Below are 12,061 nucleotides of genomic sequence, written 5' to 3' on the forward strand. Positions count from 1 at the left end.
TCTTTGGAGGTACTATTACATGAATAAAGCAGCACTCATCAAAAAAGTACTTGTTGTTGGGGTATGTACAGCCATCGGATTTGGCGGAGTCATGGCGAGCGGAGAAGCAACACCGACCGCACAAGCCGCATCGGTGTCGACAACAGGTACGAAAATTGTCAGCTTAGGCAAACAATATATGGGAACCCCTTATAAATTCGGCGTCACCACAAAGACGACCCGATACTTTGACTGTTCTTCCTTTACCAAATATATTTTCGGCAAATATGGCATCGACCTGCCCCGCACTTCCGTCAAGCAATCCAATGTGGGCAGAGCCGTCTCTAAAGCCAATCTTCGCGCAGGCGATCTCGTATTCTTCTCCAGTGGCAGCCGCGCTAACGGCAGAAACGTAACTCACGTGGCGGTATACGCTGGGGGCGGAAAAATTCTGCATACCTACGGCTCTCCGGGTGTTACGATTTCCGACCTGAACTCCGGCAACTGGAAAAGAACGTATTTGAAAGCACGCCGCGTTCTGTAATTGATCGCTACCTGCTATCTAACCGTATAAACTTACGTATATGGCGCCATTTCTGGCGCCTTTACTACATAACCTGCGCCGCGGACCGTGTGGATCAGCTTCTGGCGGTGACCCTTATCCACCTTTAACCTAAGATGGCGGATATACACGTCCGTCACATTGGTATCGGCGTGAAAATGGTATCCCCATACGTGACGTAAAATATTCTCCCGCGAGCAAATCTCGCCGCTGTTGGCAACCAAGTAATAGAGCAGCGCGAATTCTTTGGCGGTAAGCTGCAAATCCCGGCCGTCGCGGACGGCCCGCCGCCGGGACGGCTCAAGCGTCAGACCGTCAAGTTTCAGCGTACCGCTCGCTCGCCGCCTGCTCGTCAGCGTCAGCAGATTCTCGATGCGGCACCGAAGCTCGCCGGGATGCAGCGGATAAGCCATATAGTCGTTGGCTCCCGCTTGGAATGCGGCTTCGGCCGCATCTCCGCCTCGCAGGCCGGAAATGACCAGGACCGGGAGATATTTGCCGTTCTCCCGGACGCTTGCCACCGTATTCCAGGCTTCCCATTGCCCGCCTTCCGGGATCTCCGCTAAGAGCAATGCGGCATCCCGCTGTCCAAGGCGGTCCCGAAGGCTCTCTGCATCCGTAAATCTCACTACGGTCAGTCCCGTATCATGGAGCGCGCGTTCGATTGATGCCCGTTCGTTAACCGTTTTTTGCGCTGAGCCTTGAAAATCGCGTCCCTCCTTCCCTTCAGGGAAGAACCAAATGATTATTTCATCCATGGAAATCCCCCATATCCGCCGGCTAAGCCTGCATTGATCTCCGGCGCAGCATAGGTCTAGATTTCCCTAAAAAAACACGGCCATTCCCGAGCGGATGGCCGTGTTTGCTTGATTATCCAAAATATCGGTGATAAACGCTCCTCGCCGCCGATATGTCATTCGTTCCGTGAACAAGCGCTCTCCCATCCCCAAATACGACGACCCGGTAATCCCCGTCATTGAAGGAGACAAGATACGGATTGATGTCCACCTTGCCCAGTCCCAGCCTAGACAGCCTGCTCGCGGTGTCGGGAAGCGAGATCGAGCCTCGGACCGCAGGACGAATCTGCACCGTATTCCGCCCGCAGAGCACGTCGCTGCGCTCCGTGTTCGCTGCGGACAAATACGGATACACCGGGTCTTTGCCGCATGAAGGACAGTGCTCCTTGCGGGCGGCGCCGACGCCGATTTCCTGATACTCATTGCGCCAGATGTCAAATGTGAGCAGCTTCCGGCGGAGCTGCTCCTTGCGCCCGCCCAGCAGCTTAAGCGCCTCGGCCGTTGCGTTCGATGTGACCATCTGCACGGCTTGCGGCAGAATGCCCGCCGTATCGCAGGTATCCCCGCCAAGCGGAACGGTACCGAGCAGGCAGTTGAGGCATGGCGTCTCGCCGGGAATGAATGTATAAGTGACTCCGTAGCTTGCCACGCAGGCGCCGTATATCCACGGAATGCCATGCTTCTGCGCAATATCGTTGAGGATAAGCCGGGTATCGAAATTATCCGTACCATCCATAATGAGATCGATCCCAGGCACGAGCGCCTCCAGCTCCTCCGCGCGAACGTCCATAATATGACTCTCCACCGTCACTTCGGAGTTAATCGCCGACAGCCTTGCTTTGGCCGCCGCTGCTTTCGGTATGCGGCGCTCGGCGTCTTCCTCCGTGTACAATTGCTGACGCTGCAGATTGCTCCATTCCACATAATCCCGGTCGGCAATGACAACTCGTCCGACTCCGCAGCGGACCAGCGTCTCGGCAATGCCCGTACCGAGCGCTCCCGCTCCAACGACAAGCACGCTCGATTCCGCCAGCTTCCGCTGGCCCTCCGCGCCGAACGGCGCAAACCGCACCTGGCGGGAGTACCGCCCTTCTCTTCCGGCGGCCGAGGAAGCCGTGTTTTCTTTTTCTTGATCTTTCTCCATCCCGGTATGTCCCCTTCCTATATTCAAAAGTCCGGGAAACACGGCGCCTTGTCGCCGTCTCCCGGACTTTTCGATTAAATTCTGGGCAAAGCATTAGCGAGTGCTAGACGGATTGTGTGGACCACTGCTCCACGTTCCACGTTTTGGTTACCCAATCTTCGTAGAAATCGGGTTCGTGGGAAACGAGCAGAACGGTGCCTTTATACTCCTTGAGCGCCCGCTTCAGCTCATCCTTCGCCACAACGTCCAGGTGATTCGTCGGTTCGTCGAACAGAACCCAGTTGCTCTCGCGCATGAGCAGCTTGCACAGCCGGACCTTTGCCTGCTCTCCCCCGCTCAGCATGTTCAGCGGACGGGTAATATGCTCGTTCTTCAGCCCGCAGCGAGCCAGATGGGCCCGGACTTCATGCTGATTCAGACTCGAGAACTCATTCCAGACATCATCGATCGGCGTAATGTTGCCGGCCTTTACCTCCTGCTGGAAATAAGCGGGGTGCAGGAAGTCGCCCCGGTAGGTCTTCCCGCTCAGCGCCGGAATAACGCCCAGAATCGTCTTCAGCAGCGTTGATTTGCCGACTCCGTTACAGCCAACGATAGCGATCTTGTCGCCGCGCTCGATTATCATGTTGAGCTTGTTTGGAAGCAGCGGGCGGTCATAACCGATCTCGAAGTCAATGCCTTCAAATACCGTCTTGCCGCTTGCCCGGCTCTCTTTGAACTGGAACGTAGGCTTGACAGCTTCTTCCGGCTTGTCGATCCGTTCCAGACGATCAAGCTGCTTCTCCCGGCTCTTCGCCCGTCCCGAAGTCGAGTACCGCGCTTTGTTGCGCTGGATGAAATCCTCTTGCTTTTTAATAAATTCCTGCTGCTTCTCGTAAGCTTCGATATGCTGCGTCTTATTGATGTACGCCATATCCAGGAATTTCTCATAATTGGCCGTATAGCGCGTCATCTTCGCAAATTCCAGATGATAGACGACATCGACGACCTTGTTCATGAACTCCGTGTCATGGGAAATCAGAATGAATGCATACGGATACTGCTTCAAATAATTGGTCAGCCAGTCGATATGCTCCACATCGAGATAGTTGGTCGGCTCGTCAAGCAGCAGTACGTTCGGTTTCTCCAGCAACAATTTGGCCAGCAGCACCTTTGTCCGTTGTCCGCCGCTAAGGCTCGCCACGTCCCGGTCCAGTCCGATCGCGGACAGCCCGAGACCGTTGCCCATCTCCTCCACCTTAACGTCGATTAAATAGAAGTCGCCAATATCAAGCTGCTCCTGGATTTCGCCCATCTGCTCAAGCAAGAGCTCCAGCTCTTCCGGCGAGGCGTCGGCCATTTTCTCGGTGATGCCCATCATTTCCTGCTCCAGCTCAAGCAGCGGCAAGAACGCATCCTTCAGCACATCGCGGATCGTCTTGCCCGGCGTCAGAACGGTGTGCTGGTCCAGGTAGCCATAGCGGATCTTCGGGGTCCATTCCACCTTACCGCTGTCTTTCAGCAGTTTGCCCGTCAAAATATTCATCAGCGTCGACTTGCCGACGCCGTTCGCACCCACCAGACCGACATGCTCGCCCGCGAGCAGCCGGAACGATACATTCTTGAACAACTGACGGTCCCCGAAATTGTGGGCAACGTCCTCTACAGTAAGTAAACTCATAAATTCTCCGCAAGCTCCTATCTATATTTAAAATCATGGATATTCCGCAAGGCATACAACGATTAATTTTAGCATAAAAATCCCGTTTTCCGAAATATAAATGTTTACATTTCTTTTTCATTTGCGCTGAAAAAAGCGCCCTTTTTTCCGTCCGCCGCCTTTTTCCAGTATACCGGCAAGCAGACCGCGAAGTTCCGATTCCAGGCTACCGCCGCTTGCGAGAGGATCGGGCTGAAATGGCAGAGCATACACTTCCCGGACTCCCAGCGTCCGCCTTAGCAGCTCGGCGGCATGAAGTTCCGCCAGCGGAAGACCGATCTTCCAGCCGTTGTCCTGCCGCCAGCCGCTTCGGCGGAGCCATTGCAGCGTCTCCTCTATTCGCCAATCCGCCCCTGACGCAAGCACCAGGGGAATGTCGCCGCTGGCAAATTCAGCTTCCGCCCCTTTATACCCCCCGCTGCCCATATCCAGGACAATGTACCGGTAGCGGGCTCCGAGCTCTTTCAGATTGCCACCCTCCGGGCGTTTCCAGCAATGAATGCCGTTTACCTCAATGGGAGCGTCTATCCCCGTGGATGGAGCCCGCCTCCCGGCGGCTTCGGTCATAGCGCTGATCCGCCCGTAGACAGGCGAATCGGGAGCATAATCAACCCAAGCTACCGGACCGCAGCGGCTTAGCAGACGTGCGGCAGCGAGCGACGTGTGTGTGACGCCGATGCCTGAAGCCGTCCCCATCAGCGTTACGATATGTGCCTTACCCTTGGCAGGCACCATTGTCCGCGCAAATACTTGCTGCCGGATTCCGGCGGATGAGCCCGAGTCGACATCTTCAAGCACCCGAAGCACCTCTTCCGCGCTGCCAAAGCGGTCTTCTGGCCTTGGCCGAAGCAGCCGCCGCAGCACGGGAACCAGCATATCGGGCAGGCGTCCCTCCAGCCTGCGCTCCATCCCCGCCGCCCATTCGCTGTATTTGCCTCCGGTGGCCAAGTACAGAAGCAGTGCTCCTAGTCCATACAGATCGGAACGGTGATCGCTCTCGCCGCTCCCGTACTGCTCCGGCGCGGCGAAGCCGACCGTGCCCAGCTTGATTGTATCTTCTCCCGTGCCTCCCCTATGCCTGCGGGCGATCCCGAAATCGATCAGCATGAGCCCTTTTTCCGGAGCCAGCATAATGTTCGAGGGCTTCAGGTCGCGGTAGACGATAGGCGGATGATGCTCGTGAAGATACTTCAGCACCTCCAGCAGCTGCTTGGCGAACAGGAGCAAGGTCTCACCCGGAACTTTTCCGCCTACAGAATCCATATAACGGTTCAGTGTCACACCTTCGATATAGTCCATTACGAGATAAGAGTAGCCGTCTTCATCCGGTGGAAAAAAATCAGCGACTCTCGGAAGTCTTCGATGATCCAGACTGATCAGCAGTTCCGCTTCGGCCTGAACGTTTGCATCATCTTGATTTTCCGACACACATTCTTTGACGGCCCAGCGCTTGCCGGGCAGACGTAAATCCTCGCCCAGATGCACATGACTGCTTCCTCCCGAACCGATGATGCCCGCAATGGCGTATCGGCCGCCCAAGATCTGTCCAGGTTTCAGCTTTGATTTATAGCGCATGTCTTTCTCCTCCAACTCAAAAATTTAAAAAAAGAAAAGCATCCCGCTGCCGGAAGCCGCAACTTTTGCGGCTCACTTCGGCGGGATGCTTTCCCGGAAACAACTATAGGTCATGCCATTAATATTTAATCATATAAAGTGTTATTTCGTCCCGGTTATGGAACAACTGCTTGGCCCGCTGAATCTGCATTCGCTCGGCTTCAAACATGGCCGTAATCTCTTTGATCAGCGCCAGCGGCTTCTTGTACATCAGCTTCACGGTGACGACTGCGGTTCCTCCGGGGGCCAGGCTGTAAAGCAGTCCCGTTACGAGCTTAGCCATCAGCTTCGGGCTCCAGCTCATGTCGCAGACGAGCAGATCAAATTCGTTCTCCTTGAATTTAACTTCCCCGGCATTTTTACGCAGCACCTTAAGACCTGGATGGTCCTTTAGCGATTCATGCATGCGCGCCGGATCGACGGCTGTCACCGCAAGGCCCCGTTCTAGCAGGAAAGACGTCCAGCCACCCGGCGCCGCCCCAATATCGAGCGCTCGCCGGAAGCCGCCGAATGGAATGCCGAATTCCTTCTCCGCTTCCATCAGCTTGAACTTCGCCCGCGAAATTTGGCCGTCCTCGCGGCGGAAGCGGATCGCTCCCCCGTTCCAATCGCTTAAATTGTCTTCGGGACGGGATACCCCGGCGTACAGCGCGTTCGAGGCCGCATAGACCGAGACGATCCAAGCCGGGCTCTGCACGGTAAATTCAGCTGCCACGCCTTCAAGCTTGGCCTGCAGCCATTCCCGCAGCTCACCTGGGCTGTCCCGCCAGAACGAATCATCGGTCTTGCGCACTTGAACGGCGATCCGCTCTCCTTGAAGCTCGCTTCGGCGGCTTAAATAGACCGCCAGCCGCTCCAGCGCTTCGCTTCCGCCTTCGTCCTGCAGCTGAACAGGCTGAATATGGCGCAGAAACATCGGCGGGTTCTCCCCAAGACGCCGCGTCACTTCTTCCGGTTCCGCGTGAAGCGTAGCCAAGAAGACTTCTCCCGGCAGCAGCAGCGTACTCTTGACCGAGCCGAACAGGCGCCGCAGCTCCTCCTGAGCATAGGGGGCAAAGCCGTGATTGGCGGTGCAAATGTATCTTGAAACCGTCTCGCTTACCGAAGGAGACAGACTGTGTTCTAAGCTTAGGTTAAGCTCGTTCAAATGGATGAACCTCCACGTTTTATTTTTATCCAGGGATGCTCTTCCTCCCATTCGATCTCCACGGGAAGCTCATAGGCGGCAAGCATCATCTCACGGGTCAACACTTCTTTCTTCGGTCCCGCCCCGGCCAGCCTGCCTTCACGGATCAGCGCCACATGGGTAAACAGCGGCACAATCTCCTCAACATGATGTGTGACATACACGACGGTTACCTCCCGCCGGTTCAGCTTGTCCACCTCGGCCAGCATTTTTTCCCGTTCATAAAATCCAGTCCCGCGCAGGGCTCATCCATAATGACAGCTTCGGGTCCGCCATCAGGCAGCGCGCCAGCATCGCCTTCTTGCGTTCTCCCTGGGACAGTGTGCCGAAGGTATGATTAGCCAGACGCCCCATATTCATGTCTTCCAGCAGCGCAATCGCCTTGGCCTTAATTTCACCGGGAATCTGCTGATAAAAGCGCAGGTAAGCGTATGCTCCGGTGGCCACCACCTCCCAGACGGGATCGCGGAGCGTCAATTTCTCCATAAGCGACGGCCCGATGTAACCGATCTCCTTGCGTACTTCGCGCAGATCAACCTGGCCGTAGGTGTGGCCGAGCACCTCAACCGTGCCGCTGCTTGGGAACAGATAGCCGGTCATCATCTCGAGTAAGGTCGTCTTGCCCGATCCGTTGCGCCCGAGGATCACCCAATTCTCGCCTTCTTTAATATCCAGCGATACATCGTCCAGGATTAGGTTCTCCTCCCTGCGCAGGGTAATATGCTGTAAAGAAATCATTATAAATTCACGCTCCTTATGTATTCCAGCACACGCTCCACCGAAGATAGCGCATAATGAATGCGCGGCGGAAGGTCACGGTCTGCGTCAAATACAAGCAGCGCCGGAACGCTGGCAACGCGGTACTGCCTCACGATGCTTGGGAGAAGATTTACGTTGCCGGATACCAGCGCATAATCCCGGGGAAGCAGATGTTCGGCGACATGCATCATTTGGCGGGCCACTTTGCATGTACCGCATAGCGGCGTCTCCAGAAACACGGCAAGGCGAGCCCCGCTGCGCCCAATTGCCTTCAACAGTTCGGGTTCATTCAATTCCTTCATGATCCAGAGGCCCCTGAAGCGATCTCGCGAAGCTTCTCCTCCGGTATCAGCCCGTAATGGACAGCCGTTTCTCCAGGTTTTGCCGGGTAAAGAAGCTCGAACATTTCTTTTCTGCCCTCCGTACTTGAGGTATGCAGATAGATCTCCCTGGGGAAAAGCGCTTCAAGAACGATGGTTTTGGCTACGTATCCGCCGTTTTCGTCTTCCGGCCCCATATCGTAGTCTAGTGAGAGGACGCCGACCTCACATTCACGAAGCAGCAGCAGACATTCCTCCGTCGTCCGGGCAAGCGTAAATCCTTGGGGAACCCGCCTGTAATCGTCCATATATACATGGATCATTCGTTCACCGCCCCTTTTTTACGCTTCAAACCATGACAGCACCGCTGCAATTTCATCTCTGTGCGTGCCGTCCGTTCCTTTTTCGGTCTCCAAAATGGCCGGTTTGCCAAGCAGAGGCTCCGATGTCAGCAGCTCTTTCAGTCCTTTTTCGCCGATTTGGCCCCTGCCTACCCCGGCATGCCTGTCCCGCTTGGAGGAGTAAGGATACCGGGAATCGTTGAGATGAACGGCAGTCAGATGCGGCCAGTAATTCAGCCTATAGCCCGACTCCAGCAAATCGCCGCTGCGCTCCGGATTCCATATGCCTGCCGCAAAGGCGTGGCATGTATCGAAGCAAAACCCGATTTTTTCAGGATACCGGCTAAGTTCGCGGATCTTGACCAGCTCCTCCAGCGTCGTCCCCTCGAAACCGCCGTTTCCCGCCTGGTTCTCAATCAGCAGCTTGGCCGTCCCTGTCCAAGAATGAAGCGTTTCATTTATACATTGTATAATATTTTGATAGCCTTGTAACGGCGGCAGCTTCTGAAAATGCCCGAAATGCACGACGACCCCCAGCGATCCGCACGCTTCGGCGATCTCCAAGTCGTTAAGCAGCGACCGAACCATCACTTCCCTGCTTGGCGAGTCCGTATCGCCTGCCGCGAGATTGGTAGGATAGGGCGTATGGGCGACGCACAACAGTCCTTTTTCCCGGCAATATGACGCGCAAGCTCCCGCATCCCTTGTATCCACAGCCTTAAGCTGCAAGCTTCGGGGATTTTTCGGAAAATATTGAAAACAGCCCGCTCCGCTCCTCCATGCCGCTCTGGCAGCCTGAGCGTAGCCGCTCCTAATGCTGACATGCGCCCCGATCCGGGGCTCAGTGCTCATGCTGGCAATCCGGGCAGTAGAACACCTTGCGGCTGGACAGTTCCGACTTGACGATCGTTCCCCTGCAGCGTTCGCAGGTCTCGCCTTCGCGGTCGTATACCTTGCATCTATCATTATAGCTGCCCGTGACCGTATCGCCCGCCATAAAAGGCATCTCCATGTAGCCCCCGATGTCTGCCGCCTCGCTCAGCACTTTGCGGACTGCGGCGTACAAGCGGGTTATCGAATCGGGCGTTAGCCCCTGAACGGGGGCTGACGGCAGCAGCGCCGCTTCGAAGGCGATTTCGTCGGCATAGCAGTTGCCGATTCCGGCAAGCACCTGCTGGTTCACCAGCAGGCTTTTGAGCGCACCGCGCCTGCCCTTCAGCAGATCGGCGAACCGCTCTTCGTTCATCCGCCGGTCCAGCAGTTCGGGACCCAGCTTGGCGAGGGCCGCCTCGGTCTCCTTGACAGATAATAGATGCAGATAGCCAAGGCGCAAGCCCATAAAATATAATATCCGGTCGCCGAAGGCGATCTCCACCTGCGTGCTGCGGTCCGGACGTTCTTCCTCCGTTCCGTAGAACAGCAGCCCTCCAAGCATCAGATGCAGCAGCAGCCGGCGGCCGTCATTCAGATGGAACACCAGATGCTTTCCCCTGCGTTCGACAAAAACGATGCGCGCGCCGGCAAGTCTCTCTACGAACACTTCCGGCTCCACATTTATCGATTTCTCCCTGTTAATCGTCACTCCGGTGATCGGTAAATTAACGATATGCTTCGAGAGCAGCCTGCGGTAGTTCTCCATTTCCGGAAATTCCGGCATAATTCATCGTCCTCTCCTATTGTGAAATGCAGCTCTGCCATTATACACCAAGCAGGGCGCGCAGTTCAGCCAGATTACTGCAAATAAAGTCCGGAGATACCCCGGTCCACTCCTTGTACTGTTCCAAATTGTCTTTCGTCGTCACACCGGTCAGCGTAAGCACCGTCCGGCAGCCGGCATTGGCTCCTGCGGCAATATCCGTTCTCATGTTGTCGCCGACAACGATGGCGTCTTTGAGATCAATGCCCAGCCTAGATGTTGCGTAGCTCATTAGATGGCGGTGCGGCTTGCCGATGATAACCGGCTTCACACCGCTTGCAGCTTCGATCGCCGCCCCCAGTGTGCCCGCTCCGGGCATCATGCCGTCGTCGGAGGGCAGCATGAGGTCCGGATTGGTCAGCACAAACGCCGCTCCTCCTGTGATCCAGCGCGCTGCACGGGTCAGAGAATCATATGTAAAAGAACGGTCAATGCCTTGGACAACGTACTGCGGCGAATCGGTTACGATATTAAGACCCGCTTCCTCGCAAGCGCGGTGCAGCCCTTCTTCTCCAAGTATCGCCACTGCCGCCCCGGGAGATTCTTCGGCAATATATCTTGCCGCCGCCAGCGAAGAAGTGCAGACTTCCTGCTCATGCGCTTCAATCCCCATCGCGCTGAGATGAGCCGCGACATTTGCCGGCGTGCGGGACGAGTTATTGGTTACGAACAGAAATGGTATTCCTTTCGATCTAAGTCCGGCAATCAATGTATCCGCTCCCGGAATCATGATTCCCCCGTGAAACAGTGTGCCGTCCAGATCCAGAAGCAGGCCGTGTATATTATCGATCATTTCTCCTCATTTCCTCCCCGCCTAATCATTGAAAAAACCTCAAATTTGAGACATTATTCTCCATGCTTTTCTCGCTGAGAGACTACTAAAAGTCGAACGGCATCGAACTTGCGGCGGCTTCAGCAATTGATGACGGTTCTATGTCGCTTCCTGCGCTTTCCCGGAAAATAATTTAATTTCCCCGGCTCCGCTCCACCGGAAATAGCCGAAATTCCTCGGCCAACTGCGTGTCCGGAAATATGGCACGCGCCTCATCCAGCAGCGGGCCAAGCTCTTCTGGTGAGCTGTATCTTGAGCTAAAATGCGTAAGAATCAGTTGACGGGCGTTTGCCTCCTTCGCGATTTCAGCCGCCTGGACCGTCGTACTGTGATGGTATTCCCGGGCCATCTTGGCCAGCTCATGGGCAAAGGTTGCTTCATGGATCAGCAAATCGGCTTCTCTCGCGAGCGGAATGGAATTTCCGCAAGGTCTTGTATCTCCAAGAACGGTTACGATTCGGCCGCGTTTTGGTTCGCTAAGGACATCTGCGGCGGCAATCGTTATTCCCTGTTCTGTGGTCACATCCCTGCCGCTCTTCAGCACACCATATAGCGGCCCCGGCTTAAGACCGTAACCTTTAAGAAGCTCGATGTTGAGACTGCCTGGACGATCCTTTTCCGTAACACGGTAGCCATAGCTGTCAATCCGGTGCTCGAGCAGAGCTGACTCCACCTTAAAATGCTCATCCTCAAAAAGAAGCCCCCCTTCATGCTCGACCACTTCAAGCTTGTAGGGAATCCGGGATTGGCTCACGGACAGCGAAATTTCCAGATAAGCCTTGAGTCCCGGCGGACCGTATACGCTTAGAGGAGCGGTCCCTCCCTGATATCCCCTGCTGCTTAGCAGCCCGGGGAGTCCAAAAAGATGATCGCCGTGAAGATGGGTAATGAACAGCTTCTCCAGCTTGCCTAGCCGCAGCGGCGAACGGAGAATCTGATGCTGTGTTCCCTCGCCGCAGTCGAACATCCAGAAGCTTCGGCGCTCCTCAAGCAGCCGCAGGACGACTGAAGTTACATTTCGCTGCACAGTGGGAATACCCGCGTTCGTGCCCAAAAAATAAATCTCCATCTCTCTCCTCCTTCCTCTGATGATCTTGTTCTTCCAAATTGAGCCTGGCGGTCTTCCAGCAAA

12 protein-coding genes and 1 pseudogene are annotated in these 12,061 nt (G+C 55.5%); 1 reads left to right on the forward strand and 12 read right to left on the reverse strand.

All coding sequences use genetic code 11. From position 1 onward, the window contains the following. Positions 1 to 19 precede the first annotated feature (19 nt). Positions 20 to 523: a C40 family peptidase gene (locus PDUR_RS15050; protein WP_042206976.1), complete on the forward strand. Its 504-nt coding sequence runs from the start codon at positions 20 to 22 to the stop codon at positions 521 to 523. A gap of 32 nt (positions 524 to 555) precedes the next feature. On the opposite strand, the gene PDUR_RS29850 is transcribed toward PDUR_RS15050, so the two are convergent. The 12 genes and pseudogenes from PDUR_RS29850 to rnz form a co-directional block, all read right to left on the reverse strand. Beyond that, positions 556 to 1,299, reverse strand: coding sequence for a winged helix-turn-helix domain-containing protein (locus PDUR_RS29850; RefSeq protein ID WP_052410242.1), 744 nt, complete (start codon positions 1,297 to 1,299; stop codon positions 556 to 558). Between the two features lie 112 nt (positions 1,300 to 1,411). After that, a complete protein-coding gene (locus PDUR_RS15060) occupies positions 1,412 to 2,482 on the reverse strand; it encodes a ThiF family adenylyltransferase (protein WP_042206977.1) in 1,071 nt (356 codons plus the stop codon). A gap of 103 nt (positions 2,483 to 2,585) precedes the next feature. Continuing rightward, the gene (locus PDUR_RS15065) at positions 2,586 to 4,142 is read right to left on the reverse strand and encodes an ABC-F family ATP-binding cassette domain-containing protein (protein ID WP_042206978.1); all 1,557 of its coding nucleotides are present in this window, start codon (positions 4,140 to 4,142) and stop codon (positions 2,586 to 2,588) included. Positions 4,143 to 4,259: 117 nt separating this feature from the next. Further along, on the reverse strand, positions 4,260 to 5,756 hold the full coding sequence (locus PDUR_RS15070) for a serine/threonine protein kinase (protein WP_042206979.1): 1,497 nt from the start codon (positions 5,754 to 5,756) through the stop codon (positions 4,260 to 4,262). A gap of 118 nt (positions 5,757 to 5,874) precedes the next feature. Beyond that, positions 5,875 to 6,942: an SAM-dependent methyltransferase gene (locus tag PDUR_RS15075; RefSeq protein ID WP_042206980.1), complete on the reverse strand. Its 1,068-nt coding sequence runs from the start codon at positions 6,940 to 6,942 to the stop codon at positions 5,875 to 5,877. Beyond that, a pseudogene (locus tag PDUR_RS15080) lies at positions 6,939 to 7,719 on the reverse strand (ABC transporter ATP-binding protein). The gene PDUR_RS15075 and the pseudogene PDUR_RS15080 overlap by 4 nt, the downstream one beginning before the upstream one ends. Beyond that, positions 7,719 to 8,042, reverse strand: a complete 324-nt coding sequence (locus PDUR_RS15085; RefSeq protein ID WP_042206981.1) for a YbbN family protein — start codon at positions 8,040 to 8,042, stop codon at positions 7,719 to 7,721. Before PDUR_RS15085 ends, PDUR_RS15080 begins: the two are co-directional and overlap by 1 nt. Beyond that, a complete protein-coding gene (locus PDUR_RS15090; protein WP_042206982.1) occupies positions 8,039 to 8,383 on the reverse strand; it encodes a cyclic-phosphate processing receiver domain-containing protein in 345 nt (114 codons plus the stop codon). Before PDUR_RS15090 ends, PDUR_RS15085 begins: the two co-directional genes overlap by 4 nt. Before the next feature lie 18 nt (positions 8,384 to 8,401). Next, a complete protein-coding gene (locus PDUR_RS15095; RefSeq protein WP_042206983.1) occupies positions 8,402 to 9,253 on the reverse strand; it encodes a deoxyribonuclease IV in 852 nt (283 codons plus the stop codon). Then, complete coding sequence (locus PDUR_RS15100; protein ID WP_042206984.1) at positions 9,243 to 10,058, reverse strand: Fpg/Nei family DNA glycosylase; 816 nt, start codon at positions 10,056 to 10,058, stop codon at positions 9,243 to 9,245. Before PDUR_RS15100 ends, PDUR_RS15095 begins: the two co-directional genes overlap by 11 nt. A 40-nt stretch (positions 10,059 to 10,098) precedes the next feature. Further along, a complete protein-coding gene (locus tag PDUR_RS15105; RefSeq protein ID WP_179945161.1) occupies positions 10,099 to 10,890 on the reverse strand; it encodes an HAD-IIA family hydrolase in 792 nt (263 codons plus the stop codon). A gap of 172 nt (positions 10,891 to 11,062) precedes the next feature. Beyond that, complete coding sequence (gene rnz, locus PDUR_RS15110) at positions 11,063 to 11,998, reverse strand: ribonuclease Z (protein WP_042206985.1); 936 nt, start codon at positions 11,996 to 11,998, stop codon at positions 11,063 to 11,065. Positions 11,999 to 12,061 lie beyond the last annotated feature (63 nt).

The sequence above is a fragment of the Paenibacillus durus genome, assembly GCF_000756615.1.
Lineage (GTDB): Bacteria > Bacillota > Bacilli > Paenibacillales > Paenibacillaceae > Paenibacillus_AQ > Paenibacillus_AQ durus.

Excerpts from the sequence above, each read along its gene's own strand:
- PDUR_RS15060 (WP_042206977.1), bottom strand. The coding sequence starts at position 2,482 with ATGGAGAAAGATCAAGAAAAAGAAAACACGGCTTCCTCGGCCGCCGGA.
- rnz (WP_042206985.1), bottom strand. The coding sequence starts at position 11,998 with ATGGAGATTTATTTTTTGGGCACGAACGCGGGTATTCCCACTGTGCAG.
- PDUR_RS15100 (WP_042206984.1), bottom strand. The coding sequence starts at position 10,058 with ATGCCGGAATTTCCGGAAATGGAGAACTACCGCAGGCTGCTCTCGAAG.
- PDUR_RS15070 (WP_042206979.1), bottom strand. The coding sequence starts at position 5,756 with ATGCGCTATAAATCAAAGCTGAAACCTGGACAGATCTTGGGCGGCCGA.
- PDUR_RS15085 (WP_042206981.1), bottom strand. The coding sequence starts at position 8,042 with ATGAAGGAATTGAATGAACCCGAACTGTTGAAGGCAATTGGGCGCAGC.
- PDUR_RS15095 (WP_042206983.1), bottom strand. The coding sequence starts at position 9,253 with ATGAGCACTGAGCCCCGGATCGGGGCGCATGTCAGCATTAGGAGCGGC.
- PDUR_RS15090 (WP_042206982.1), bottom strand. The coding sequence starts at position 8,383 with ATGATCCATGTATATATGGACGATTACAGGCGGGTTCCCCAAGGATTT.
- PDUR_RS15105 (WP_179945161.1), bottom strand. The coding sequence starts at position 10,890 with ATGATCGATAATATACACGGCCTGCTTCTGGATCTGGACGGCACACTG.
- PDUR_RS15050 (WP_042206976.1), top strand. The coding sequence starts at position 20 with ATGAATAAAGCAGCACTCATCAAAAAAGTACTTGTTGTTGGGGTATGT.
- PDUR_RS29850 (WP_052410242.1), bottom strand. The coding sequence starts at position 1,299 with ATGGATGAAATAATCATTTGGTTCTTCCCTGAAGGGAAGGAGGGACGC.
- PDUR_RS15065 (WP_042206978.1), bottom strand. The coding sequence starts at position 4,142 with ATGAGTTTACTTACTGTAGAGGACGTTGCCCACAATTTCGGGGACCGT.